Source organism: Rhizobium leguminosarum bv. viciae (assembly GCF_012276115.1).
Classification (GTDB): domain Bacteria; phylum Pseudomonadota; class Alphaproteobacteria; order Rhizobiales; family Rhizobiaceae; genus Rhizobium; species Rhizobium leguminosarum_T.
On record NZ_WIEU01000003.1, the window covers coordinates 20,827 to 46,190 of the forward strand.

Annotated in this window: 25 protein-coding genes, 1 tRNA gene and 1 pseudogene; 17 read left to right on the plus strand and 10 right to left on the minus strand. The window is 61.6% G+C overall.

Annotated features, from left to right (window positions below; all coding sequences use genetic code 11):
• Nucleotides 1-113: 113 nt before the first annotated feature.
• The 3 genes from secA to GFM02_RS05960 all read left to right on the plus strand — a co-directional run bounded on the left by secA (nucleotide 114) and on the right by GFM02_RS05960 (nucleotide 5,705).
• Nucleotides 114-2,831, plus strand: coding sequence for a preprotein translocase subunit SecA (secA, locus tag GFM02_RS05950; RefSeq protein ID WP_168321132.1), 2,718 nt, complete (start codon nucleotides 114-116; stop codon nucleotides 2,829-2,831).
• A 180-nt stretch (nucleotides 2,832-3,011) separates the two neighbouring features.
• Nucleotides 3,012-4,427, plus strand: coding sequence for a lipopolysaccharide biosynthesis protein (locus GFM02_RS05955; protein WP_032999248.1), 1,416 nt, complete (start codon nucleotides 3,012-3,014; stop codon nucleotides 4,425-4,427).
• Nucleotides 4,428-5,705 carry a GNAT family N-acetyltransferase gene (locus tag GFM02_RS05960; RefSeq protein WP_020051802.1) on the plus strand — a complete coding sequence of 426 codons (1,278 nt, stop codon included), beginning with the start codon at nucleotides 4,428-4,430 and terminating at the stop codon, nucleotides 5,703-5,705.
• 26 nt (nucleotides 5,706-5,731) lie between these two features.
• Here the strand turns inward: GFM02_RS05960 and GFM02_RS05965 are convergent, their stop codons facing one another.
• Nucleotides 5,732-7,363, minus strand: coding sequence for an AMP-binding protein (locus tag GFM02_RS05965; protein ID WP_168321133.1), 1,632 nt, complete (start codon nucleotides 7,361-7,363; stop codon nucleotides 5,732-5,734).
• Nucleotides 7,364-7,579: 216 nt separating this feature from the next.
• Here GFM02_RS05965 and GFM02_RS05970 point away from each other — a divergent pair, with 216 nt between their 5' ends.
• Nucleotides 7,580-8,560 (plus strand): aldo/keto reductase, encoded by a 981-nt coding sequence (locus tag GFM02_RS05970; protein ID WP_168321134.1) that lies wholly within the window; start codon nucleotides 7,580-7,582, stop codon nucleotides 8,558-8,560.
• A gap of 90 nt (nucleotides 8,561-8,650) precedes the next feature.
• Here GFM02_RS05970 and GFM02_RS05975 read toward each other — a convergent pair whose 3' ends face one another.
• Nucleotides 8,651-9,229, minus strand: coding sequence for a TetR/AcrR family transcriptional regulator (locus GFM02_RS05975; protein ID WP_011653696.1), 579 nt, complete (start codon nucleotides 9,227-9,229; stop codon nucleotides 8,651-8,653).
• A 129-nt stretch (nucleotides 9,230-9,358) separates the two neighbouring features.
• Between GFM02_RS05975 and GFM02_RS05980 the strand changes: the two genes are divergently transcribed.
• Together GFM02_RS05980 and GFM02_RS05985 are read left to right on the plus strand one after the other, a co-directional pair.
• Nucleotides 9,359-10,654 carry an MFS transporter gene (locus GFM02_RS05980; RefSeq protein WP_168272797.1) on the plus strand — a complete coding sequence of 432 codons (1,296 nt, stop codon included), beginning with the start codon at nucleotides 9,359-9,361 and terminating at the stop codon, nucleotides 10,652-10,654.
• Nucleotides 10,655-10,779: 125 nt separating this feature from the next.
• A tRNA-Leu gene (locus GFM02_RS05985) sits at nucleotides 10,780-10,864 on the plus strand.
• 71 nt (nucleotides 10,865-10,935) lie between these two features.
• On the opposite strand, the gene GFM02_RS05990 is transcribed toward GFM02_RS05985, so the two are convergent.
• Nucleotides 10,936-11,394, minus strand: a complete 459-nt coding sequence (locus GFM02_RS05990; protein ID WP_168272796.1) for a DUF3237 family protein — start codon at nucleotides 11,392-11,394, stop codon at nucleotides 10,936-10,938.
• A gap of 108 nt (nucleotides 11,395-11,502) precedes the next feature.
• Here GFM02_RS05990 and GFM02_RS05995 point away from each other — a divergent pair, with 108 nt between their 5' ends.
• A complete protein-coding gene (locus tag GFM02_RS05995) occupies nucleotides 11,503-12,360 on the plus strand; it encodes a LysR family transcriptional regulator (protein ID WP_168321135.1) in 858 nt (285 codons plus the stop codon).
• A 250-nt stretch (nucleotides 12,361-12,610) separates the two neighbouring features.
• Here GFM02_RS05995 and GFM02_RS06000 read toward each other — a convergent pair whose 3' ends face one another.
• Both GFM02_RS06000 and GFM02_RS06005 read right to left on the minus strand, forming a co-directional pair.
• Complete coding sequence (locus GFM02_RS06000; protein WP_003543268.1) at nucleotides 12,611-12,898, minus strand: hypothetical protein; 288 nt, start codon at nucleotides 12,896-12,898, stop codon at nucleotides 12,611-12,613.
• A 169-nt stretch (nucleotides 12,899-13,067) separates the two neighbouring features.
• Nucleotides 13,068-13,351, minus strand: a pseudogene (locus GFM02_RS06005) (hypothetical protein).
• Between the two features lie 189 nt (nucleotides 13,352-13,540).
• Here GFM02_RS06005 and GFM02_RS06010 point away from each other — a divergent pair.
• The gene (locus GFM02_RS06010) at nucleotides 13,541-15,289 is read left to right on the plus strand and encodes a cation:proton antiporter (RefSeq protein WP_020051808.1); all 1,749 of its coding nucleotides are present in this window, start codon (nucleotides 13,541-13,543) and stop codon (nucleotides 15,287-15,289) included.
• A 52-nt stretch (nucleotides 15,290-15,341) separates the two neighbouring features.
• Here GFM02_RS06010 and GFM02_RS06015 read toward each other — a convergent pair whose 3' ends face one another.
• Entirely contained in the window at nucleotides 15,342-15,671 is a 330-nt protein-coding gene (locus tag GFM02_RS06015) for a hypothetical protein (RefSeq protein ID WP_168303474.1), read from the minus strand.
• Nucleotides 15,672-15,788: 117 nt separating this feature from the next.
• Nucleotides 15,789-16,079 (minus strand): hypothetical protein, encoded by a 291-nt coding sequence (locus GFM02_RS06020; protein ID WP_168321136.1) that lies wholly within the window; start codon nucleotides 16,077-16,079, stop codon nucleotides 15,789-15,791.
• Nucleotides 16,080-16,275: 196 nt separating this feature from the next.
• Between GFM02_RS06020 and GFM02_RS06025 the strand changes: the two genes are divergently transcribed.
• Together GFM02_RS06025 and GFM02_RS06030 are read left to right on the plus strand one after the other, a co-directional pair.
• Entirely contained in the window at nucleotides 16,276-16,866 is a 591-nt protein-coding gene (locus GFM02_RS06025) for a YqaA family protein (protein ID WP_017995313.1), read from the plus strand.
• 76 nt (nucleotides 16,867-16,942) lie between these two features.
• Entirely contained in the window at nucleotides 16,943-17,458 is a 516-nt protein-coding gene (locus tag GFM02_RS06030; RefSeq protein ID WP_168321137.1) for a disulfide bond formation protein B, read from the plus strand.
• Between the two features lie 75 nt (nucleotides 17,459-17,533).
• On the opposite strand, the gene GFM02_RS06035 is transcribed toward GFM02_RS06030, so the two are convergent.
• Both GFM02_RS06035 and GFM02_RS06040 read right to left on the minus strand, forming a co-directional pair.
• Nucleotides 17,534-18,091: an HNH endonuclease gene (locus GFM02_RS06035; protein WP_020051813.1), complete on the minus strand. Its 558-nt coding sequence runs from the start codon at nucleotides 18,089-18,091 to the stop codon at nucleotides 17,534-17,536.
• 111 nt (nucleotides 18,092-18,202) lie between these two features.
• Nucleotides 18,203-18,895 (minus strand): DNA-3-methyladenine glycosylase family protein, encoded by a 693-nt coding sequence (locus GFM02_RS06040; RefSeq protein ID WP_168321378.1) that lies wholly within the window; start codon nucleotides 18,893-18,895, stop codon nucleotides 18,203-18,205.
• Here GFM02_RS06040 and gluQRS point away from each other — a divergent pair.
• Nucleotides 18,894-19,775, plus strand: coding sequence for a tRNA glutamyl-Q(34) synthetase GluQRS (gene gluQRS, locus GFM02_RS06045; protein ID WP_168321138.1), 882 nt, complete (start codon nucleotides 18,894-18,896; stop codon nucleotides 19,773-19,775). The two genes, GFM02_RS06040 and gluQRS, sit on opposite strands and share 2 nt — an antisense overlap.
• Here the strand turns inward: gluQRS and GFM02_RS06050 are convergent.
• Nucleotides 19,740-20,663, minus strand: coding sequence for a YihY/virulence factor BrkB family protein (locus GFM02_RS06050; protein ID WP_020051816.1), 924 nt, complete (start codon nucleotides 20,661-20,663; stop codon nucleotides 19,740-19,742). The two genes, gluQRS and GFM02_RS06050, sit on opposite strands and share 36 nt — an antisense overlap.
• A gap of 76 nt (nucleotides 20,664-20,739) precedes the next feature.
• Between GFM02_RS06050 and GFM02_RS06055 the strand changes: the two genes are divergently transcribed.
• From GFM02_RS06055 to GFM02_RS06080, 6 genes are all read left to right on the plus strand, one after another.
• Nucleotides 20,740-21,573: an SDR family oxidoreductase gene (locus GFM02_RS06055; RefSeq protein WP_168321139.1), complete on the plus strand. Its 834-nt coding sequence runs from the start codon at nucleotides 20,740-20,742 to the stop codon at nucleotides 21,571-21,573.
• A gap of 18 nt (nucleotides 21,574-21,591) precedes the next feature.
• Complete coding sequence (locus GFM02_RS06060) at nucleotides 21,592-21,795, plus strand: twin transmembrane helix small protein (RefSeq protein ID WP_020051818.1); 204 nt, start codon at nucleotides 21,592-21,594, stop codon at nucleotides 21,793-21,795.
• A gap of 239 nt (nucleotides 21,796-22,034) precedes the next feature.
• Nucleotides 22,035-22,613, plus strand: a complete 579-nt coding sequence (locus GFM02_RS06065; protein ID WP_168272787.1) for a cob(I)yrinic acid a,c-diamide adenosyltransferase — start codon at nucleotides 22,035-22,037, stop codon at nucleotides 22,611-22,613.
• A gap of 33 nt (nucleotides 22,614-22,646) precedes the next feature.
• On the plus strand, nucleotides 22,647-23,432 hold the full coding sequence (locus GFM02_RS06070; RefSeq protein WP_168272786.1) for a rhomboid family intramembrane serine protease: 786 nt from the start codon (nucleotides 22,647-22,649) through the stop codon (nucleotides 23,430-23,432).
• A 186-nt stretch (nucleotides 23,433-23,618) separates the two neighbouring features.
• Complete coding sequence (locus GFM02_RS06075) at nucleotides 23,619-24,368, plus strand: electron transfer flavoprotein subunit beta/FixA family protein (RefSeq protein ID WP_168272785.1); 750 nt, start codon at nucleotides 23,619-23,621, stop codon at nucleotides 24,366-24,368.
• A 24-nt stretch (nucleotides 24,369-24,392) separates the two neighbouring features.
• Nucleotides 24,393-25,322, plus strand: a complete 930-nt coding sequence (locus GFM02_RS06080) for an electron transfer flavoprotein subunit alpha/FixB family protein (protein WP_168321140.1) — start codon at nucleotides 24,393-24,395, stop codon at nucleotides 25,320-25,322.
• Nucleotides 25,323-25,364: the final 42 nt, after the last annotated feature.

Sequence of the window (25,364 nt, forward strand, 5' to 3'; positions counted from 1 at the left end):
CACGCAACCTCGCGTCCAGAACAGTTTCCGGGCGTTTTAAGGCGCGCGCCTGATTTTCGGCTGGGCCGCGAACAAGAAACGCCGGGGATGAATATTGAGAAAGGGCCAGTCATATGGTCAGCTTTGGCGGTATAGCCCGCAAGTTATTTGGGTCTTCGAATGACCGCCGCGTGCGGTCCTACCAGCCGAACGTCACTGCCATCAACTCTATCGAAGAGAAGACGAAGGCCCTGACGGACGAGCAGCTTGCGGCCAAGACCGCAGAGTTTCGCGCCCTGCTCGCCGAGGGCAAGACGCTCGACGACATTCTGATCCCGGCCTTTGCCGTCGTGCGCGAAGCCTCGCGCCGCGTTCTTGGCCTGCGACCTTTTGACGTACAGCTGGTCGGCGGCATGATCCTGCATTCGAATGCGATCGCCGAGATGAAGACCGGCGAAGGCAAGACCCTCGTCGCCACCCTGCCGGTCTATCTGAACGCGCTTTCCGGCAAGGGCGTGCACGTCGTCACCGTCAACGATTACCTCGCCCAGCGCGATGCCGCCACCATGGGCCGCGTCTACGGCTTCCTCGGCATGACCACCGGCGTCATCGTCCACGGCCTTTCCGACGAGGAACGCCACGCGGCCTATGCCTGCGACATCACCTACGCCACCAACAACGAACTCGGCTTCGATTATCTGCGCGATAACATGAAGTACGAGAAGAACCAGATGGTTCAGCGCGGCCACAACTTCGCAATCGTCGACGAAGTGGACTCGATCCTCGTCGACGAGGCGCGCACGCCGCTGATCATCTCCGGTCCGCTCGACGACCGCTCCGAACTCTATAATACGATCGACGCCTACATTCCGCTGCTGGTGCCCAGCGACTACGAGATCGACGAGAAACAGCGCTCCGCCAACTTCTCCGAAGAGGGCACCGAGAAGCTGGAAAACCTGCTCCGCCAGGCCGGCCTCCTGAAGGGCAACGGGCTCTACGACATCGAGAACGTTGCAATCGTCCACCACGTCAACAACGCGCTGAAGGCCCACAAGCTCTTCCAGCGCGACAAGGACTATATCGTCCGCAACGACGAAGTCGTCATCATCGACGAGTTCACCGGCCGCATGATGCCGGGCCGCCGCTATTCGGAAGGCCAGCACCAGGCGCTCGAAGCCAAGGAAAAGGTGCAGATCCAGCCGGAAAACCAGACGCTGGCCTCGATCACCTTCCAGAACTACTTCCGCATGTACGATAAGCTCGCCGGCATGACCGGTACGGCGCAGACGGAAGCGGAAGAATTCGCCAATATCTACAATCTCGATGTCATCGAGGTCCCGACCAACCTGCCGATCAAGCGCCTCGACGAGGACGACGAGGTCTACCGGACCTTCGACGAGAAGTTCAAGGCAATCATCGAGGAGATCCTCGACGCCCACAAGCGCGGTCAGCCGGTGCTGGTCGGCACCACCTCGATCGAGAAATCGGAACTGCTCGCCGAGCGCCTGCGCAAGCAGGGCTTCGACGACTTCAAGGTGCTGAACGCCCGCTACCACGAGCAGGAAGCCTATATCGTCGCCCAGGCCGGCGTGCCGGGTGCCATCACCATCGCCACCAATATGGCCGGCCGCGGCACCGACATCCAGCTCGGCGGCAATCTCGACATGCGCATCGAGCGCGAACTCGGCGAAGTCGAAGCCGGTCCGGAGCGTGATGCCCGGATCCAGGCGATCATCGAGGAGATCAAGGAACTCAAGCAGAAGGCGCTCGAAGCCGGCGGTCTCTACGTCATTGCTACCGAGCGCCATGAAAGCCGCCGCATCGACAACCAGTTGCGCGGCCGCTCCGGCCGTCAGGGCGACCCCGGCCGCTCGAAGTTCTACCTCTCGCTTCAGGACGACCTGATGCGCATCTTCGGCTCCGACCGCATGGACAGCATGCTGACCAAGCTCGGCCTCAAGGAGGGCGAAGCGATCGTCCATCCCTGGATCAACAAGGCCCTGGAGCGCGCCCAGAAGAAGGTCGAAGCCCGCAACTTCGACATCCGCAAGAACCTCCTGAAGTATGACGACGTTCTCAACGATCAGCGCAAGGTGATCTTCGAGCAGCGCCTCGAACTGATGGAATCGACCAATATTTCCGAGACCGTTTCCGACATGCGCCGCGAGGTGATCGAGGACATGGTCGAAAAGCATATCCCAGAGCGCGCCTATGCCGAACAATGGGATGCCGCCGGCCTGAAGACCGGGGCTTTGAACATCCTCAATCTCGACTTGCCGGTCGAGGACTGGGTGAAGGAAGAAGGCATCGGCGAGGACGACATCCGCGAGCGCCTGACGGAAGCCGCCAATGCGGCCTTCATGGAAAAGGCCGAGCGTTTCGGCGACGACATCATGCATTATGTCGAACGCTCGATCGTCATGCAGACGCTCGATCATCTTTGGCGCGAGCACATCGTCAACCTCGACCATCTGCGCTCCGTCATCGGCTTCCGCGGCTATGCCCAGCGCGATCCGCTGCAGGAGTACAAGTCGGAGGCCTTCGAGCTCTTCACGGCGCTGCTCAACAATCTGCGCGAGGCCGTCACCGCCCAGCTGATGCGCGTCGAACTGGTGCAACAGGCGCCTGCCGAGCCTGAACCACCGCTGATGCAGGCCCATCACCTGGATCCGACGACCGGCGAGGACGATTTCGCCCCGGCAATCTACCAGGCGTCGGAAGTCATCGTTTCTCCTGAAAACCGCAACCCGGATGACCCGGCCACCTGGGGCAAGGTCGGCCGTAACGAGACTTGCCCCTGCGGCTCCGGCAAGAAATACAAGCATTGCCACGGCGCCTTCGAACAGGTCTGAGGCAAGCCCGCAAAGATCCGCGAAAATGCCGCCTCCGGGCGGCATTTTCTTTCTGCGGCAATGCCGGAGAGCCGGAATTTCAGCGTCGGGCGGCAGACCCAATCCGGAACCGTTTCTTAACCCTGTTCTGTCAAGACTTCAGGGGCGATTTGCCTGACCTCAGAGTTTTGCGTGTTCATCATGGCGGTCATAGAAACAGCGGAGAAGATGCTGCCCGCGGGCCTGCGCCCGATCGGCGGCCGCACGCTGCGTTTGCTTGCTGCCGTGCTCACCGAACGCGGTGAGAGGGCGGCCGCCCAGCGCATGGCGCTGACGGCCTTTTCGATCCGTATCCTCAGCGCCGCACTCGCCTTCGTCTCGCAGATCGTGCTCGCCCGGCTGATGGGCGAATATGAATACGGCATCTTCGTTTTCGTCTGGGTGCTGGTCGTCGTCTTCGGCGATCTCTCATGCCTCGGTTTCCACACCGCGATCGTCCGCTTCCTGCCGCAATACAGGGCAGCGGGCGCTTTCGAGGAAATCCGCGGCCTGACCGGCACGGCGCGCATCTTTGCGCTGCTGTCCGGCACGGCAGTGCTCGCAGCCGGCATGCTCGGGCTGCATTTCTTCGGCGGTATGATCCAGGTCTATTATCTCGTCCCGATCTTCATCGGCCTGCTCGCCATGCCGATGATCGCGCTCGGCGACATTCTGGAAGGCACGTCACGGGCAAACCATTGGCCGGTGATGGCGCTGGGCCCGGTCTATATCGTCCGCCCGATCCTCATCATCCTCTTCATGCTGATCGCGATTGCCATCGGCGCCGAACACACGGCCGTCACCGCGATGCAGGCAGCGCTCGCCGCCACCTACGTCACTGCTCTCGGCCAATATGCCGCAACGCTCTACCGCCTTCGCCGGCATTATGACGACGGCCCGCGCAAGGTCGACTTCCTCGCCTGGTTCAGCGTCGCCTTTCCGATTTTCCTGATCGAGGGCGTGAGCTTCCTGCTCACCAATTCCGACGTCGTCGTCGTCGGCATCTTCCTCGAGCCGCACGATGTCGCCATCTACTTCGCCGCCGCCAAGACGATGGCGCTGGTGCATTTCATTAATTTCTCGGTCAAGGCAGCCTCCGGCCCGCGCTTTTCCTCGATCATCGCCGAAGGCGACCAAGACCAGTTGGCAGCAGCTGCCATCGACGCCGCGCGCTGGACCTTCTGGCCGGCGCTCGGGGTCGGCCTTGTCGTGCTTGCGGCCGGCCATCTGCTGCTGTCGCTCTTCGGCGGCGCTTTTACATCAGGTTATCTGGTCATGGCGATCCTGCTCGCCGGCATCCTCGCCAAATCGCTGGTCGGCCCGGCCGAAACGCTGCTGATGATGGCGGGCAAGCAGAACCTCTGCGTCGCGCTCTATGCCGGCGCACTGACGGCCAATGTCGGCCTCAACCTCGCTTTGATCCCGCATTACGGCATCGAAGGCACGGCGATCGCCACGGCCTCCGCCATGGCCGTTGAGGCAATCCTGCTGCATGTCGCCGTGCGCCGCACCCTCGGCATCGTTCTTTTCGCCTTCGCCAGCCCCTCCGCCGCAACGCCAGAAATGAGAGTTCGATAGATGGTGCGTGTTCCCCCCGTTACCGAAAGTACCGACAGCGCAGCAAACCGCATGGTGCATGATCTCGCAGCGCTGCATTTCGAAGCGCCGCAGGCCGAGGCCCGCGCCGAGATCGGCCGGCCGGGGCGCGAGCTCTGCCTCTATCCGGGCAAGCTCGGCTATGAGCTTCAGGATGAGCTCGATTTCCTCTCCAACCGGGCGATGGAACCGAACGTCTTTTTCTCCGGCCGTTTCCTCGCCCCCGCCATGCCGCGGCTCGAAGACCGGCAGGTGAACTTCGCCCTGATCCGCGATCACAATGCCGGCCGCAGCCGCATGCGCTTCCTCTTGCCATTTTCGGTCGACAAGCCGGGCTTTGCCGTCGGCCCGTCAATCATCCGCGGCTGGTCGAACAGCTTTGGTCCGCTCGGCACGCCGCTCGTCGATGGCGAGGATGCCGCCGAAACCCTCGACAACCTCTTCGAGGGGCTGACCGCGCGTGATCTCAATCTGCCCAGCATAATGGTCCTGCCGGATCTCAGGCTGAACGGGATCTTCGTGCGCATGGTCAAGGCCGTTGCGCTCAGCCGCAATCTTCCCGTCACCGTTACCAATCCATACCTGCGCCCGATGCTGCAGAGCGAGGAAGAGGCGCCGGTCTATCTCGGCAAAACCATCTCCTCCTCGCATATGCGCGAGATGCGCCGCCAGTGGCGCCTGCTGGAGGAAAAGGGAACCGCGGTCTATGCCGTCGCCCGCCAGCCGCGCGAAATCCATACCCGCTTCGAGGAATTCCTGGCGATGGAAGCCGGTGGCTGGAAGGGCAAGCGGCGAAGCGCTCTCGTCACCGATCGTTATCACACGGCATTCGCCCGCGAGGCGGTGTCGAACCTTGCCGCCGGCGATGCCGTGCGCATACACACGATCGACCTCAACGGCAAGGCGATCGCCGCCATCGTCGTGCTGATGATGGGCGGCGAGGCCTATACCTGGAAGACCGCCTACGACGAAAACTATGCCCGCTATTCGCCGGGCAAGCTGCTGATGAGCGAACTCACCGAATGGCATCTCGACGATGCCAATATCGTCCGCTCCGATTCCTGCGCCGTCTCGGATCATCCGATCATGAGCCGCTTCTGGCAGGAGCGCGAGGAGATGGGAACGCTGGTGATCGGCCTGACGCAGAACAGCGACCGCGACATGCGCCAGGTCACCGCCCAGCTTCACATGTACCGCAGCACCCGCAATATGGCGAAGATGCTGCGCGAAAAGATCATGTCGCTTGCCGGCCGGGGCTAAGCATTCCAGCAAAATGCGTAGCGGTTCTATTCTTCGCTGGCAGCCCTTTCGCGCAGCAGCCGGCGGATCACCTTGCCGGTGGTGGTCAGCGGCAATGCATCGATGAATTCCACTTCGCGCGGATATTCGTGCATCGAAAGCCGCGTCTTCACCCATTCCCTGATGTCGGCGGCCAGCGCCTCGCTTGGATGATGGCCTGGTGAAAGCACGATATAGGCCTTGACGATTTCGGTGCGCACGGCATCGGGTTTGCCGACGGCGGCGGCAAGCTGTACGGCGGGATGGCCGATCAGGCAGTCCTCGATCTCGGCGGGGCCGATGCGATATCCCGACGAGGTGATCACGTCGTCGTCGCGTCCGTCGAAGGTAATATAGCCCTCAGCGTCCTGCCGGCCGATATCGCCGGTGAGCAGCCAGCCGTTGACGAATTTTCGTTCCGTCGCTGCCATGTCGTCCCAGTAGCCGAGAAACATGACAGGATCGGGACTGGCGATGGCGATCTGGCCCGGTTCGCCGACGGGCAACTCGTCGCCCGTCTCGCTGACGATCGCAACGCGGTGCCCGGGCACCGCCCGTCCTATGGCGCCCGCCTTGGTGACGCCATAGGCAGCGCTCGACGCAAGCACGAAATTGCACTCCGTCTGGCCGTAGAATTCGTTGACGGTGATGCCGAGCGTATGGCGCGCCCATTCATAGGTCTCGCGGCCGAGCGCCTCCCCGGCCGAACCGATGGTGCGCAGCACCAGATCATATTTCGAGCGCGGATCGGACACGGACCGCATCAATCTCAGCGCCGTCGGCGGAATGAAGGCATTGCGCACCTTCATTTCGGCCATGATGCGATAAGCCATGCCGGCATCGAATTTCTGCGCCGGCGACGAAACCACGGGAACACCGAGCAGAAGGCTTGGCAGCAGCGCGTTGAGCAGCCCCCCGGCCCAGGCCCAGTCGGACGGCGTCCAGACCTTATCGCCCGGCCGCGGAAACCCCTCATGGGCGAACTGCATGCCCGGAATATGGCCGGGCAGGACGCGGTGGCCATGCAACGCGCCTTTGGGCGGCCCCGTCGTTCCCGACGTGAAGATCATCAGCGCCGGGTCGTCCGGACCAGTTTTGGCGATGTCGAAGACAGGGGGATGGCCATCCACCAGTTCGGCAAAAGCAGTCGCATCGGCACTCGTCCCGTCGATGCTGACGATATGCTTCAACGCCGGCAGGCGTCCGCGGATCTGCCGGATGCGTTCGAGACCAAAGCCGTTGGTGACGACGGCCGCGGCACCTGCCGCCTTCAGCCGGTATTCCAGCGCCTCGACGCCGAAGAGCAGCGCCAGTGGCAGCGCAATCGCGCCGGTCTTGTAAATCGCCACATGTGCGATCACCGTTTCGAAGGATTGCGGCAATAGCAGCGCGACGCGATCGCCGCGTTTGATATCTAGTGAGACGAGCGCATTTGCGAAGGCCGAGGAACGATCGGCGAGCGCGCGATAGGTCATCGCACGGTGATCGCCGTCGGGGCTGAAGTGCTCAAGGCAGACGCGCTCCGGATCTCTCGCGGCCCAGTCGTCGCTGACGGCGCGGCCGATATTGAAATCCTCCGGAATCCGCCAGGAGAAATCGCGATAGAGATCGTCATAGCGATCGTGGGACGGCAGTTGCATGGTCGGATTCCGGTAAAATGCTGCATCAGCTAACATCTTGCGGCGCTGATGTGCAAGCTGCAGCCGGAATCGACAGCGATGAGCCTCAGAAGGCGATCACGGATCATTGTGCGCATGCAGCATAGATTCTTCATCTGCCGCCCTGCGACTTTGGCCATCTCGCGCTAAATCATGGAAAGCCGCCTGGGGTTATCAAATTCATCACGGAGCCGTTTCATGGAATACGCAAAATTTGGCAAGACCGGTCTCGAAGTGTCGAAAATCTGCTTGGGCTGCATGACCTTTGGCGATCCCGGCCGCGGCAATCATGCCTGGAGCCTGCGGGAAGAAGAAAGCCGGACGATGATCAAGCAGGCGATCGACCTCGGCATCAATTTCCTCGACACCGCCAACACCTATTCCAACGGTTCATCAGAGGAGATCGTCGGCCGTGCCATAAAAGACTTCGCCAAACGCGAGGACATCGTGCTGGCCACCAAGGTGTTCAACCGCATGCGGCCGGGCCCGAACGGCGCCGGCCTGTCGCGCAAGGCGATCTTCGACGAGATCGACAACAGCCTGCGTCGCCTCGGCACTGACTACGTGGATCTCTACCAGATCCACCGCTTCGACTACACGACGCCGATCGAGGAAACGCTGGAAGCGCTGCACGACGTCGTCAAATCGGGCAAGGCCCGTTATATCGGCGCCTCCTCCATGTATGCTTGGCAATTCGCCAAGGCGCTTTACGTCTCCAGGCTGAACGGCTGGACCGAATTCGTCAGCATGCAGGACCACCTGAACCTGCTCTACCGTGAGGAAGAGCGCGAAATGCTGCCGCTCTGCGAGGATCAGAAGATCGCAGTCATCCCCTGGAGCCCGCTTGCCCGCGGCCGCCTGACCCGCGACTGGGACGAGACGACGGCCCGCAGCGAAACCGACGAATTCGGCAAAACGCTCTACACCCAGTCCATCGATGCCGACCGCAAGATCGTCGGGGCCGTGGCCGAAATCGCCAAGGCCCGCAACATCTCCCGCGCCCAGGTCGCAACCGCCTGGATCCTGCAGAAGAGTGCAGTGACCGCCCCGATCATCGGCGCGTCCAAACCGAACCACCTCACGGACGCCGTTGCCTCGCTCTCGGTCAAGCTTACCGACGAGGAAATCGCTGCACTGGAGGCACCCTACATCCCGCACGCCATCGCCGGCTTCAAGTAGCCGCTGGCTTCTCGGTCCTCAGGCATATGCAAGATAAATCCCTCTCCACGTGGAGAGGGAGATCGAAACCATCGCCATTCGCGACTGAGATTATGTCTGGCTTTCAGGATCGAGCTGCCGGCGCATCGTCACCAGAAACTGCTCGGCAAGCGCTCTGTCTTCGACAGCACGAGCAAGAATGACGGCACCCATCATCGATGAGAGTGTCGTCGTCGCATTGGCGCGGCGCTCCTCTTCCGTTTCGCCGGGAACGATATCGGCAAGCGTGTCGACCAGCACGGACAGCCCATCGCTGAAGACCGCGCGGACCGCGCCGCGGCTGCGGCTGACTTCCTGGATCAGCGTTGCGAAGACACAGCTGCCGCCCGGATCGTCAACCGTGCGCCAGTGGATATAATGATCCAGAAGCGCAGCCAGCGGCCGGTCCGGCGATTCGGCGATATGCTCCTTCCAGCGCGTCTCGACCTTGTCGATCAGCTTGCGGCTGACCTCAAGCGCCAAGTCGTCCTTCGAACCGAAATGACCGTAAAAGCCGCCATGCGTCAGCCCGGCCGCCTTCATGATGTCGGCAACGCCGACCCCGTCGAAGCCATTTTCGCGGAAAAGCACGCCGGCAACGCTCAGGATCTTTTCGCGGTTTTCGGCAAATTTTTCGCGGCTGACCCGCATTTGTCATCTCCAGAAATAGTCGCTTGACAAAATATATGACGTCCATCATCAATACGCAAGAAATATGATGGCCATCATGTAAATCGGTCCAGTATCTCCTAGAACCTGAATTTAAATGGAATCTTGCCTATGGTTTCCACCGTCCTCGCCTCCACCCTCGCCCGGCGCAACATCCATTATGGCTGGGTCGTCGTTGCCGCGACCTTCCTCACCATGCTGGTCACTGCCGGCGCCATGGGCGCACCCGGCGTTCTCATCAAGCCGCTGCAGGACGAGTTCGGCTGGGAGACCTCGCAGATTTCCTCGGCCCTTGCGATCCGCCTGATCCTTTTCGGCTTCATGGGTCCGTTCGCCGCTGCCTTCATGAATTATTTCGGCGTGCGCAAGGTCATCGTCTTCGCCTTAGCGCTGATCGGCGCCGGCTTCGTCGGTTCGCTGTTCATGACGACGCTGTGGCAGTTGCTGCTGCTCTGGGGCATCGTCGTCGGCTTCGGCACGGGCCTGACGGCGATGGTGCTCGCCGCGACCATCTCTTCCCGCTGGTTTACCAAGCACCGCGGCCTCGTTGTCGGCATGCTCTCGGCAAGCTCAGCCACAGGCCAACTCGTCTTCCTGCCGCTGATGGCGGAGCTGACGGAACGCTACGGCTGGCGCTCGACAGTATTTTTTGTCTGCGCCATGATCATGGTCGCTGCCCTTGCCGTGCTGGCTTTCATGCGCGACCGGCCGGCCGACCTCAACCTGCCCTCCTTCGGCGAAACGCAGGTAACGCCGCCGCCGGCAAGCACCTCGCTTGGCGTCGCGCTGATGACGCCGATCACCGTCCTTGGGGAAATTTCGAAGACCTCGACCTTCTGGATCCTCTTTGCCACCTTTTTCATCTGCGGCCTCAGCACCAACGGCCTGATCCAGACCCATTTCGTCACCCTTTGCGGCGATTTCGGCATCGTGCCGGTGGCCGCCGCTAGCGTGCTGGCTGTCATGGGCATCTTCGATTTCTTCGGCACTATCGGTTCCGGCTGGCTGTCCGATCGCTTCGATAATCGCTGGCTGCTATTCTGGTATTACGGCCTGCGCGGCCTGTCGCTGCTCTACCTGCCGTTCAGCGATTTCAGCTTTTACGGCCTCTCCATCTTTGCCATCTTCTACGGCCTCGACTGGATCGCCACCGTGCCGCCGACCGTCAAGATCGCCGCCGACCGCTTCGGCCCTGAAAAGGTCGGCCTCGTCTTCGGCTGGGTCTTTGCCGGCCATCAGCTGGGAGCCGCCACCGCCGCCTATGGCGCCGGCCTGTCGCGCACGGAGCTTTCGAGCTACCTGCCCGCCTTCTTCGTCGCCGGCGCCTTCTGCCTGCTGGCCTCGATCCTGGCGATCACGCTGAAGAAATCCGGCCTGAGCAGCCCGGCACCCGCCGCCGCCCATTGATATCGGACGAGATCCGGCCTCGAAGCGAGGCCGGATCTCTCTACCGGATCAGTCCGATAACTTCGTTTGCCCGTCTTGCGCGCGCGGGCGATCGCATGTTAGACAGCCGCCCGTTCGTATCCGTTGCCCCATTGGCGGAATTGGTAGACGCGCTCGACTCAAAATCGAGTTTCGAAAGAAGTGCTGGTTCGACTCCGGCATGGGGCACCACCAAAATCTTCAAGCTCTTTGTAGATAGTTCGAGCAATGCAAGCCGGAGAGCGGCGAGGACAATGTCGGGGTCACAGAACTTCAAAGACTTCGTATTCGACACCGCCCGGACACCTGCCGCCCTTTGCGACCGCGACAATGCTGTTGAGCCACGCATGCGCAGGCGCGGCGGTCTCGAAATACGGTGTTGTGCGCAGATAATATTCCGAAGCGTCGACCGTTTCGCCGCGTGCCAAACGCTCGTCGACGGCCTGTGACGCACGTCTTATGCCGCGATAGGTCATGAGGACGAGGCCCCCGTCGTCGGCGACGAGGAGGAGCCTGACATCTTGCTGAGATGTGCCGTCGGCACGAGCGAGCAGGAGATCCGAGCCGATCAGCGGCGATACTTCTCCTTTCAGGCGCTCCCCTTGGAAATGCCCGCCCGAGACAGGAAAAATGCGCCGGCTGCCGGCTGGTGTCTGCCCAAGCTCGATCGTCGGATGAAGCGCGATGAAGAGTGTAAACAGGTGCTGAGATTGCAGGGACACAGTAAATCTCCTATTCTTGGCCCCAAATTGCACCAGCGCGTTCGGTCTTCAAAACGCGCTTTGCTTGTCGTCACCACAAGATAAATTGAACGTGAAGGGAAGCTGATCATGCGACCGTCATTGGAGTCTCTGCGCGTATTGGAAGCCTGTGTCTCGGCCCGCAGCTTCGCGCGCGCAGCCGAACGCTTGTTTCTGACACCGGCCGCAGTCAGCCTTCGTATTCGCAGTCTGGAGGCTGAGCTCGGTCAGCCGTTATTTATGCGCACCGGTCGGCGAGTGGTCCCGACGGCCGCCGCCGCCGTTCTGGCAAATCGGGTCCGGGCGGCATTAACCGGGATCGGTGAGGCGCTCGCAGAGTTTCAGGCGGCGACGCCGCCACTCAGGCTCACGGCGCCGCCGACCTTTGCGTCACGCTGGCTTGCACCGCGTCTGGCGCGCTATCCTACGCCTGGAGCTTCCGTCATTGAGGTCGACGTCTCGGCGGAAATACGTGATCCGGGCGCATTCGACGTCGCCATAAGGACGGGTCGCGGTGGATGGGCCGGGCTGGAAGAATATCGGCTCGCTCCCGTAGAAGTGACGCCGATGCTGTCGCCTTCCCTGCTTGGAACGCGGACGCTGGCCGCGCCGGAGGCGTTGGCAGACTTCGAGCTTTTGCCGCACCCTGATTGGGAGCAATGGTTTAAGGAGGCTCAATGCGCGGCCCCGCAGGGTTTGCGCTTTTTGGCGGTCGATTACCCCACGCACGAGTTGGATGCCAATGCGGCGCTGGCAGGCGTGGGTGTGGCGCTGTTGTCGCCGTCGCTGTTTCGGCCGCTTTTGACCGAGGGCCGGTTGATCGCGCCGTTCCCCTACGTGCTGAGCGGGCCAGCCTGGCATTTTGCGCTCATGCGCTCCAATGACGCGCGCCAGGCGCCGCGGCAGCTCTGCGCATGGCTTTGCAAGCAGGCACGTGAAGTCACATAGTTCCGAACGAAGACACTGTGAAGCTTGAGCGTCATAACGGGCGCCGTCGCTGGCGGCTGTGCGCCAGCGAAAGACGACACTGCATCACCGCCTTGACCGCCTTGACCGCCTTGACCGCCGCCCGTACCCGATAAAATTCTTATTGGCCAGGGTCGCTTGGCGGCGATCTCAAGTCCTACCGAAAACTCAGATATGAGGCCGTCATATCCCGTTAGGCTGGAATGCTTGTGAAAATGCGCCTACGCGAAGCTTATTTGTTCTTCAGCAGCCACATCTTGCCGGCCATCGTGATGCCGTAGACGTCTTTTGATGCATCGTCATCCAGGTGCCGCCTTTCGAGAAAACCCGGCTCCTTCAACTCGCCCAACGTCTTGGCGGTGACCGACTTTATTTTCTGAGGCCGCTCTTTCCACCGGTCAGTTTTGGCGTAAGTCACTGTCGCGTTCTCATGCGTCCATTTATTGGCTGGCTGAGGATAAAGGTCTCCATCCCTGGCGAGTTTAAGTGCGGCGATCTGGGACGGCGTAAGCTCAATCATTCTAAAAAATCCTGTGCGGGCGGTGTTTGCGCTAGGAATGCGCTTTTACCAAAGGCGTGCTCATAACACCGACAGACGACTTTCACCACTGCATTGAGATATTCGCGCCACGAAAGGCGAAAACCCGGCTCGTCGGAACCAGGCTTCGTCCTTATCGCACATTTTTTCGTTAATTGCAGCGCCGGACCGTCCTGGTGACCTCACCTTCGTCGGTCTGTCGGGTGATGCTCCTGGTTTCGCAGCCATTATCGCGATAGCGGCGGTGCTCACGTTCGCGCACGGCACCAAAAGTGACGCCACGTTCGCTGATGGTGATTCCGGGTCGTACCCGCTCGTGGCGATAGCCGTCATCATAAGAACGCTCCCTCACATAGACGCTGTCGGCAAGAACAGGCGCTGCAAACGAACAGACAGCAAGGCCGCCACAGTACAGTTCAAGATGATCTTCCGCATGTCGTTTCTCGTTTCTTAATGAAAGGGCAACGAGGCAAGACGCAGCCCGACCGTGCCGCGGGCGACGTCTGTGCCGCACCAGCCAGGACTAAGAACGCAAGCCCGAACAGCCGCCCATCCTCAAATGAACTGTTTAACTTTGCTTGCGCTTCGTCCAAAGTGCCGCCGCTATCACAAGAGAGGGCGGACGTGCATCAGGAAGTAGGACTTATCGCGACGGTCGCCGTCAGTTTCGTTTTCGCGGCGATCCTGGGTTATGGCGCCGACCGGCTTCGGCTGCCGCCACTCGTCGGTTATTTGATGGCGGGCATCCTGATGGGGCCGTTCACGCCGGGTTTCGTCGCCGATACCGCTCTTGCCGGCCAGCTCGCCGAGATGGGCGTCATTCTTTTGATGTTCGGCGTCGGCCTGCATTTTTCCGCCTCCGACCTGCTCGCCGTGCGCGGCATCGCCGTGCCTGGCGCGATCGGACGGATTATCCTCGCGACCCTGTTGGGCATCGGCCTTTGCAAACTCTGGGGCTGGAGCCTCGGCGCCGGCATCGTGCTTGGCCTCAGCCTGTCGGTGGCGAGCACTGTCGTGCTCTTGAAGGCGCTGGAGGAGCGCAACCTTGTCAACGCCGCAAGCGGACGCGTCGCCGTCGGCTGGCTGGTCGTCGAGGACCTGGTGATGGTGCTGGCACTGGTGCTGTTGCCGGCGCTCGCAGAGCTTCTGGGCGGCAACGTCAGCGAAACGGCCAACCACGGCCTCGGCGACCTGCCGCTGGCGCTGACGATCGGCCTGACGCTGCTGAAGGTTGCGGCCTTCGCCGCCATGGCAATCTTCCTCGGCCCTCGCATCGTGCCCTGGCTGCTGACGATGATCGCCCGCACCGGCTCGCGCGAACTCTTTACGTTGACGGTGTTGGCGATCGCACTCGGCATCGCCTTCGGCTCGGCGGCGATCTTCGGCGTCTCCTTTGCGCTCGGCGCATTTTTCGCCGGCGTCGTCATGAGCGAATCCCAGCTCAGCCACAGGGCGGCCGCCGACTCGCTGCCGCTGCAGAACGCTTTCTCCGTGCTGTTCTTCGTCTCCGTCGGCATGCTCTTCGATCCCTCGATCCTGGTGCGCCAGCCGCTGGCCGTGATCGGCGCGCTGGCGCTCGTCATCCTCGGCAAGGGCATCATCACCTTCGTGATCGTCATGCTGCTGCGATATCCGATCAGCATGGGACTGACATTGGCCGGCGGCCTTGCCCAGATCGGCGAGTTTTCCTTCATCCTCGCCGGCCTCGGCGTCTCACTCGGGCTCCTGCCGCATGAGGGCCAGGATCTGATCCTCGCCGCCGCAATCCTGTCGATCACGCTTAACCCGATCGTGATCTTTGCGACCGACGGCCTGAAGAAATATATCCATTCGAAATGGCCCTCCCTCTGGGAAAGCTACGGCAGGAGCAGACAGAAGGCGCTCGGCAAAGAGCTGGAAAAGATCAGGGCGCTCGGCGAAGAGCGCGAGCGCCAGCATCAACTGAAGATGCAGCAGCTGATCGAGACTTTCCCGCTGTTCTCCCAGGTCAACGAGGACGCGCAAGAGGAGCTGTTGCTGCTCTTCAAGGCGAAATCCGCGCCGCCCGGCGAACGCGTCATCCGCCGCGGCGACCGCGGCGACAGCATGTATTTCATCTCCTCGGGCGCGGTGGAAGTGCGGCTCGCCAGCGGCGCCATTCGCCTGGAGCCGGGAGCCTTCTTTGGGGAAATGGCGCTACTGACTGGCGCACGACGCACCGCCGACGTCATCGCCGTCGATTTCTGCCAGTTCGAAGTGCTCGAACGGCGCGACTTCAACATGTTCATGTCGCACCATCCACATCTGCGAGCCGCCGTTAGCGAAATGGCCCAGAAGCGGACGGAAATGAACGTCCTGCGGCAGCAATGGGAAAAGTCGATGGACCTATCCTGAAACGGAAACCGCAGCTCCCGGACGGAACTGCGGCGTTTCGGCAAATAATGGACTACTTGTCAGGGCAGGCTTCGCTGGTCGTGGTACCGCTGTTGCCGCCTTGCGTCTGAAGCGACTCACCGCTCGGCTGATCCGGGCAATGCGCCTTGTTCATCGGCATGTTCATCGAACTGCCGGAGCCATTGTTCGTCGTGCTGTTCGTTGCATTCGGATCCAGTGGTACCGTCGTGCCGCTGCCGCTGTTGCCGGTGCTGTCATATTCCGAGCTGCTCGGCGTATTGGCGCCGCTGTTGGTCGGAGCCTGCGGCGGGTTGCTCTGTGCGAAAGCCGACGTCGCCATGCCAAGGGCGAGCAGCGAGACTGCAGCAAGTTTCATCCGCATGGGAATATCCTCCTCGGGATTTTGTCGATCATGAGAAAGAAACCAGGCGCGAAAGTAGTTGTTCCGACAGGCGTCGGGATTAAATACCCAGACACGCAGCGCTGTCGCGGGATGGCCTCAGCCCGCCGGCCAATAACCGTCGGCGCGGAAATCCTCCGGAATCGGATCGAGCCGTGACAACACCTCGGCTGCGAAGTCGATCTGCAGCGACAAGTGTTTGAGAGAGGCCAGCATCGGCACCCCGGTCGCGAATTCCCGGATGCGGGACAGATGATAGCCGCTCTCGCTGATCCGCCGCGCGGCTTCCCGGCGCACGTCTTCCCGGCTCGGCCCGGGAGCCACTTCGGCCCGCTCATTCATTTGCACGGCCTGCCCACGGCCGCCTTCGATCACTTTGAACATTCTCATGCCACCCTGCACGTCGACCCTAAATCAGCTTGCCGCAGAATGGCCGATTCGCAATCTCGCGAAATCTTGGGAGAGGCGCAGCCACCCCGCATCACGAAATTTTTCGACGACGGTGGCAGGAAGGACACGGCCGAGCATTTACAGCGCCGCGCACGGCCCCTAAAGCTGTTTTGCACTGCAACAGGAAGGAAACGGAATGCTCCGCAGACTTTACGACTGGACCATGTCTCTGGCCGCGCGCAAATCGGCCGAAATCTGGCTCGCCGTCATCGCCTTCGTCGAAAGCTCCATCTTTCTCGTCCCCGCCGACGTGCTGTTCCTGCCAATGGCGCTTGCCAGGCCGGAACGCTCCTATCGCTACGCCCTGGTCGCGACCGTCGCTTCCGTACTCGGCGGCATCGCCGGATGGGCGCTCGGCTTTTACGCCTATGAGACGGTGGCGCGGCCGGTTCTCGAATTCTACGGCAAGCTCGATGCCTTCGAGCAGATGAAGGCCTACGTCACCTACGAGTGGATCCTGCTGCTGCTTGTCACATCAGGTCTTGCGCATCTGCCGCCGATCAAGATCGTGACGATCCTGTCCGGCGTCATTCACGTCAATCTGGGCCTTTTCATTGTTTCGGCGATTATTGCACGCGGCGCGCGTTTCCTCTTCCTCGCTTGGCTGCTGCGCCGCTACGGCGAGCCGATCCGTGACTTCATCGAGAAGCGCCTCGGCCAGATCGTTGGCATCGGTGCCGCTACGGTGATCGTGCTATATGTCGGCTACCGCTCTTTCGCTCACTAGGCGAGGATGATTTTCAGCCGAACAGGTCTAAAATCAATCCGCATCTCATGCTCTACTAAACTCGCGGAGCTCCGCCATGACTATTTCCTCGTCGCTCGCCCGCCCCGGCTTTGTCTATTCCATGTTGCTCGCGATCGGCATGGCGGCGGCGGTCGGCACCGCGCTCGGTTTCCAGTATCTCGGCGGCTATATTCCCTGCGCGCTCTGCCTGTTGCAGCGGCAGCCTTACTATTACGCCATCCCGATCGCAATCCTGGCTGCCATCTCCGAGCTCGTCGGCCTGCCGAACTGGATCACCCGGGCGCTCATTCTCGCGGCCGGCATGCTGATGCTGGTGACGGCAGGCATGGGTGTCTATCACGCCGGCGTCGAATGGCATTTCTGGCCCGGTCCGGCCACTTGCTCGACGACGGCAAGCAGCATGACAACCAATGCCGGTGATCTGCTCGGTGATCTCAACACCATCAAGGGTCCGTCCTGCACCGATGCGGCGCTTCGCGTGCTCGGCCTGTCGTTTGCCGGCTGGAACGTGATTGCCGGAATCCTGCTCGCGGCCTTCGCCTTTGTCGGCGTTCGCAAGTCCGCCGCATAAAAATTATGCCGCATTCGAAGGGCTGCAGCGTCCTTTGCGCCTCTGAAAGGACGCGCGACGCTGCAGGCCGTTCGATCAGGGCTGCAGTTCGGTATCCCAGTAGAGATAGTCGAGCCAGCTTTCATGCAGATAGTTAGGCGGGAACAGCCGGCCGTTATTGTGCAGATCCTGCACCGTCGGCTGGTAGGGCTTCTGCGCCGGGAACATGGCTGCCTGCTTGGGAAGCTTGCTGCCCTTGCGCAGATTGCAGGGCGAGCAGGCTGCCACGACATTCTCCCAGGTCGTCTCGCCGCCATGGGCGCGCGGGATGACGTGGTCGAAGGTCAGGTCGTCATGGGCGCCGCAATACTGGCATTCGAACCGGTCGCGCAGGAAAACGTTGAACCGGGTGAAAGCGGGATTGCGGGACGGCTGAACGTAAGTCTTCAGGCACACGACACTCGGAAGCCGCATCGAAAAGCTCGGCGAGGAAACCGAATGTTCATATTCTGCAATGATGTTCACACGGTCGAGAAATACCGCCTTGATCGCGTCCTGCCAGGACCACAACGACAAGGGGTAATAACTCAGTGGCCGGTAGTCAGCGTTCAGGACGAGCGCCGGCAGGGCCTGTGGGGAGACTGCAATCGTCAAGGGACTCTCCTGATCGATTCGGCATCTGCACCTGTATATTAGGCCGGTTGTTACAGGATTGTGAAGTCCAATAAATTCAGAGGATAAAGGCAATTTGAAGAGTGTTGCCGATCAGCCGATCGGCACCATGTCACGGCGCATCTTCGTGGCGTAGTAGGCCCAGAAAAGCCGTGCCGCTACCGAGCGCCACGGCGACCAGACCGCCGAAAGCTCGGCAAGCGTCTTCGCCTGCGGCCGTGCGGCAAGACCGAACGCCGCCCCGACGGCATTCTGCAGCGCGACATCGCCGGCTGGGAAAACATCGGCATGGCCGCCGCAAAACATCAGATAGACCTCTGCCGTCCACGGCCCCACGCCCTTCAGCGCGGTCAATTCGCCAAGCGCCTCGCCCGGAGGCTTCAGGCAGAGCCCGGAGAGATCGAGACTGCCGGAGGCGACCGCTTTGGCGATCCGCGACAGCGTCTCGGCCTTGGCGCGCGACAGACCGAATTCGCGCCACGCCTCGGCGTGAAGCAGTGCGTAACCTTCAGCGGTCAAAAGACCGTCCGCCGGCTGCATGCGCCGCCAGATCGCCTCGGCGCTGGCGCGCGATACCATCTGCGAGACGATGATATGGGCAAGACCGGCGAAGCCGGGCTCGCGCAACCGCAGCGGAACTGGCCCGGCGTCGGCGACGATCGGCACAAGACGCGGATCGAGACGAAGCAGCGCTTCGAGCCCCTGCCTGACGTCATCGTCGTTGCGGATGATCTGCAAATTGCCTCGCAGTGGTTCAAAAGCCGAATCCATGGCAGAAGAAAGCATGACCACGAGCGAGCGTCAAAAACCTGTCTTTCGTTTTGCGCCGAGTCCCAACGGACCGTTGCATCTCGGCCATGCCCTCTCGGCCCTTCTGAACCGCGACATGGCAGAGGCCGAACAAGGCCGCCTGCTGCTGCGTATCGAGGATATTGACCAGACGCGCTGCACGCCCGAGTTCGAGGCCGGCGTCCTCAGGGATCTCGAATGGCTTGATGTCAGCTGGGAAAGCCCGGTGCGGCGCCAATCGGAACATTTTCCCGAATATCAGGCGGCGTTGCATGCGCTGATCGAGCGCGGGCTGGTCTACCCGGCCTTCCTGACGCGCGGCGAGGTGAAGGTGCGCGTTGTCGCCTACGAGGCGGCGGGTGAATCCTGGCCGCGCGATCCCGACGGCACCCCGCATTATCCCGCAAATGATCGAGAGCGTCCGGCAGACGAATGGCGGGACATGCTGACCTCGGGGAAGAAACATGCCTGGCGGCTGGATATGCGCAAAGCGCTCGACCTTATCGGCGAACTGCTGTTCTGGACGGAAACCGGCGACGGCAGAACAGGTGAGATCGCCGCCGAGCCCGACGTCTGGGGCGACGTCATCCTGTCGCGCTCGGATGCGCCATCGAGCTATCATCTTTCCGTGGTCGTCGACGATGCGCTGCAGGGCGTCACCCATGTCGTGCGTGGGCTCGACCTCTTCCACGCCACATCGGTGCACCGGCTGTTGCAGGTGCTGCTCGGCCTGCCGCAGCCGGTCTATCACCATCATCGTCTCATTCTCGGCGCGGATGGCCGCAAGCTTTCGAAAAGCCAAGGCGACACCGGCCTGGGCGAATTGCGCGCCCAGGGCATGTCAGGGGCGGATATTCGCCGCCTTGTCGGGCTCTGATTGCCTTTCGACACGCTCTCTGCCGACGATCGAAAGCGTGTGCGAAAACATCCGGAAGACGCGGAACTTGATCAGCGCTGCATTGATCTCCGCCCCGATGATGAAGATGACGCCGACCATGTAGAGGAAGATCAGCACGATCATGACAGAGGCGAGACCGGCATAGGTTGCGGTATAATTGGCGAAGGTCGCGAGATAATAGGCAAAGATCAGCGCGCCGGCGAGCCAGAGAAGCAGCGTCAACAGCACGCCGGGAATGACGTCGAAGACCCGCCGCTTGCCGGCCGGCAGCCAGAGATGCATGACCAGCAGTCCGACGGTCAGAACCACCAGCGTACCGTAGATGCGCCAGCTGAAGACGATGTCGAGCGTATCGGCAAACAGCGGAAACCAGCCGCGCGCATAATCGAGCGCCAGCGGCAGGGCGACCAGCAGGATGCTGATCGCCGCAAAGATGATGACCGCGATCAGCACGTAGCCGAGGCTGGCGAGACGCGTGAAATACCAGGGCCGTGTTTCCTGTACGCGGTAGGCGCGGTTGAGCGAGATGCGCAGCGCCTCGACGCCGTTCGAGGCGAAATAAGCGGCGGCCAGCACCGAGATCGTCAGCAGTCCGCCGCGCGGAATGGTCAGCACCTGCAGCACCTGGTCGGCGAGCGGCTTGGCGATCGCCTCGGGCCAGGTGTCGAAGATCAGATGGATGGCGGTCGAGGAAAATTGATCGGCGCCGAGGAAGCTTGCAAGCGCAGTGCCGAAGATTAAGAAGGGGAAAACCGCAAGCAGGCTCGACAGCGCCACGTGGCTCGCCATCGCAAAGCCGTCGTCCTCGACCATATGACAGATCGCGTCATAGACCACGTCATAGATCGTGCGTAGCACCTTCGGCATTCCGTCTCCGGCTTTCCAGATTGTATCCTCTGGCCGAATATGGGAAACGAGTCCCATTTTGTACAGGAATCATTCCATGGCGGAGCAGCGCACCATCGTCGTGACCGGATGCTCTTCCGGTATCGGCGCTCATTGCGCGCGGGCGCTGAAAGCCGATGGCTGGCGTGTCTTCGCGACGGTGCGCAGGCCGGACGATCTTTCGGGGCTGGAAGCGGAAGGCATCGAAGCCTTCCTGATGGACTATGCCAGGACCGAGACGATTTCCGACCTGGTCGGCGCGGTTCTGCAACGCAGCGGCGGTCGCATCGACGCGCTCTTCAATAACGGCGCCTATGGCCAGCCGGGCGCCGTCGAGGATCTGTCGACGGCAACGCTACGCGCGCAGTTCGAGGCGAATTTCTTCGGCTGGCATGAGCTGACGCGGCAGGTCATTCCGTCGATGCGCAACCGTGGCCAAGGGCGGATCGTGCAATGCTCGTCGATCCTCGGCGTCGTTCCTTATCGCTATCGCGGCGCCTACACCGCGTCCAAATTCGCACTCGAAGGCCTCAGCATCACCCTGCGCATGGAGCTGAAGGGCAGCGGCATCCATGTGAGCCTGATCGAGCCGGGACCGATCGCCACGCGGTTCACCGCCAATGCGCTCGCAAAGTTCAAGGAGCATATCGACCTCGGAAATTCGCCGCACGCGGTCGATTATATCAGGCAATTGGCGAGACTTGACGGATCGGGGCCGGTCAACCGCCATAAACTCGGCCCGGAAGCGGTCTATTCCGTGTTGAAACACGCATTGAACTCGAAAAAACCGAGGCCACATTATCCCGTAACGACTCCGGCTAAGCAGGGCATGTTCCTGAAGCGGCTGCTTCCGGCAGACCTCTTCTACCGCCTGATGCGCTGGACGGACTGACTGAGAAAGCTGAACGCCATGTCCACGGTCACCTATATCCTCGCGATCATCGTCATGGGCGTCGTCGCCCTCGTCCTGATCCGCGGTCTCTTCAACATGATGAAGGGCGGCGATCCCAACCGTTCCAACAAGCTGATGCAGCTTCGTGTGCTGTTGCAGGCGATCGCTGTCATCCTGATCATGGTGACGCTCTGGATCACCGGCGGCGGCCGCCCGACCTGACGGGGCTAACCTAACGATAGAGGGGTAAATATGGGTACTATCGCCTCCTCGAACTCCCTCATTCCTGTGCTTGTCACAGGAATCCAGCCACCGCGCGTCCGCGCGGTGAATAACCAGATACAACCTTCAAAAGAGTCTCCCGCGCCCAAGGACTTGGTCGCGCTGGATTCCTGTGACAAGCACAGGAATGAGGGAGGGTGGAGTGACCTGGCCGCCCTTCCATCGACTGGCGGTGTGACATGGTGAAGCTCAACAAGATCTACACGAAAACAGGCGATGACGGCACGACCGGGCTGGTGTCCGGCCCGCGCCGGCTGAAAGACGATCTGCGCGTCGAGGCCTACGGCACGATCGACGAGGCCAATTCCGCGATCGGCATGGCGCGGCTGCACACGGCCGGCCTGCCTGAACTCGACGCCATGCTGATGTCTATCCAGAACGACCTCTTCGATCTCGGCGCCGATCTCGCCACCCCCGACACTGGTGAGCCGCCGGCCTATGAGCCGCTGCGGATCGTCGAGACGCAGGTCGACCGCGTCGAGCGTGATATCGACCAGTTGAACGCCGGCCTGGAGCCGCTCAAATCCTTCATCCTGCCAGGCGGCAGCCCGGCTGCCGCACATCTGCATCTTGCCCGCACGATTGCGCGGCGCGCCGAACGTTTGATGGTGGCGCTTGCCCGCACCGACGGCGAAATCGTCGGCGAGCCGGCGATGAAATATGTCAACCGGCTCTCCGATTTCCTCTTCGTCGCCGCACGTCATGCAAACGACCGGGGCCGTGCGGATGTGCTTTGGGTTCCCGGAAAAAACAGATAGGTTTGCCTCGATTACGATCGCCGGGGGGCCTTTATGTTCATACCACTTCACGATGCCAATACGCTGAAACATATCAAGGTTCAGTGGGTAACGCTCGCACTGATGGCGCTGAATATCGCGGTCTGGCTTTTGACCAGCCTGGAGAGCGAGCAGGCAGCCCAGGCGACGACCGTCGGGCTCGGCTACATCCCGGCAATCGCCTTCGGCCACGCGGTACTGGCGCAAGGGCTGGAAATCGTGCCGGAGCCGCTGACTTATCTCACCTATGCCTTCGTCCATACCGGCTTCTGGCATCTGGCCGGCAACATGATCTTCCTCTGGGTCTTTGGCGACAATGTCGAGGATGCGATGGGGCATCTGCGTTTCCTGATCTTCTATCTCGTTTGCGCCGCCGCCGGCGCGCTTTGCCACGGCCTGCTGACCATGACCTCGGAAGCGCCGCTGGTCGGCGCATCGGGGGCGGTCTCCGGCGTCGTTGCCGCCTATGTCATGCTGCATCCGCGCGTCCGGGTCTGGGTGCTGGTGTTTTTCCGTGTGCCGTTGCCCCTGCCGGCCTTCGTGCCGTTGCTTTTGTGGATCGGGCAGCAGTTCTTCATGCTGGCGATCGCACCTGACGGCGACGTTTCCTGGGGCGCGCATGTCGGCGGCATCCTTGCCGGGGCTTTCCTGATCCTGGTGCTGCGCCGGCCTGGTGTGCCGCTCTTCGACCGCGAGATCGTCACGCCCCGCGCCGTCAGAAACGACCCGGGCGCCGGCCGGACCATCGCAGCCGGCACGGACGGGCGGACGGCGCAGCGATTTCCCTGGGGCCGCCGCTGACGACAATATTGACGTGAACGTAAACGTCCATATATTGCCGAGGCAAATCGCCTATTGGCGTCATGGAAGCGTTGAAGTTGGAGGAAAAACGCGTATCCATGTCGCCATTCGACAATCGGAGCGGCGCCCGAACGCGCATTTTCTAGAAAAGTCTCCGAAGCCAGTTTCTCCTGAAGGAAGGACCCCATGAAGATACTCGTCCCAGTCAAACGGGTTGTCGACTACAACGTGAAGATCCGGGTGAAGCCGGATGGCACGGGTGTCGAGCTAACCAATGTGAAGATGTCGATGAACCCGTTCGACGAGATCTCGGTGGAAGAGGCGCTGCGGCTGAAGGAAGCCGGCAGGTGCGAGGAAGTGGTGGTCGTCTCGATCGGTCCGGCCAAGGCCGAGGAGACGCTGCGGACCGCCCTTGCCATGGGCGCCGATCGGGCAATCCTGGTCGAGACCGACGATCAGATCGAGCCGCTCGCTGTGGCGAAGATCCTCAAGGCTGTCGCTGATGCCGAACAGCCGGGGCTGATCATATCAGGCAAGCAGGCGATCGACGACGACAGCAACCAGACTGGCCAGATGCTGGCGGCATTGATGGGAATTGCCCAGGCAACCTTCGCCTCGAAGATCGAGATCGGTGATGGCAAAGCAACCGTCACCCGTGAAGTCGATGGCGGCCTGCAGACGATCGAGATCAAGCTGCCGGCTGTTGTGACCACGGATCTGCGCTTGAACGAACCACGCTATGCCTCGTTGCCGAACATCATGAAGGCGAAGAAGAAGCCGCTCGATAAGAAGAGCCCGGCAGACTTCGGAATCTCGACCACGCCGCGCCTCAAGGTGTTGAAGACCGAGGAGCCGTCGGGCCGCAAGGCCGGCGTCAAGGTCAAGTCGGTCGCCGAACTGATCGACAAGCTCAAAAACGAAGCCGGCGTGCTGTAATCAGTTGGAACAGGAGCCAATATCATGACCATTCTTCTTCTGGCTGACCACGACAATGCAAGCCTGTCCGATCAGACCGCCAAGGCGCTGACGGCGGCAACCAAGATCGGCGGCGATATTCATGTGCTGGTTGCCGGCAAGGCTGCCAAGCCTGCTGCCGATGCCGCCGCCAAGCTTTCCGGCGTCTCCAAGGTACTGCTGGCCGAAAGCGACGAGCTCGCCAACAATCTGGCCGAGCCGCTGGCCGACCTGATCGTCTCGCTGGCAGGCAGCTACGACACGATCATCTCTGCCGCCACCTCGGTCGGCAAGAACGTGCTGCCGCGGGTCGCAGCCCTTCTCGACGTTGCCCAGGTCTCGGAGATCATCGAGGTGATCTCGTCCGACACCTTCAAGCGGCCGATCTATGCCGGCAATGCCATCCAGACGGTGCAGGCGAGCGATGCCAGGAAGGTGATCACCGTGCGCACCGCATCCTTTGCCTCCGCACCGGAGGGAGGTTCTGCAACGATCGAGGCGATCCCGGCGGTTTCCGAGCCGGGGTTGTCGACCTTTGTCGGCGATGCGCTGTCGGCTTCCGACCGGCCGGAGCTGACGTCGGCCAAGATCATCATCTCCGGCGGCCGGGCACTCGGCTCGGCGGAAAAATTCAGGGAAGTCATCCTGCCGCTCGCCGACAAGCTCGGGGCTGCCGTCGGCGCATCCCGCGCTGCCGTCGACGCCGGTTATGCGCCGAACGACTGGCAGGTTGGCCAGACCGGCAAGGTGGTGGCGCCGCAGCTCTATATTGCCTGCGGCATTTCAGGCGCCATTCAGCATCTGGCCGGCATGAAGGATTCGAAGGTGATCGTTGCCATCAACAAGGACGAGGAGGCGCCGATCTTCCAGGTCGCCGACTATGGCCTCGTCGCCGATCTCTTCGATGTCTTGCCGGAATTGGAAAAGGCGCTCTGACCGCGTCAAATGCTTTTCTTTCGCACGTGCGAATGACTGGAA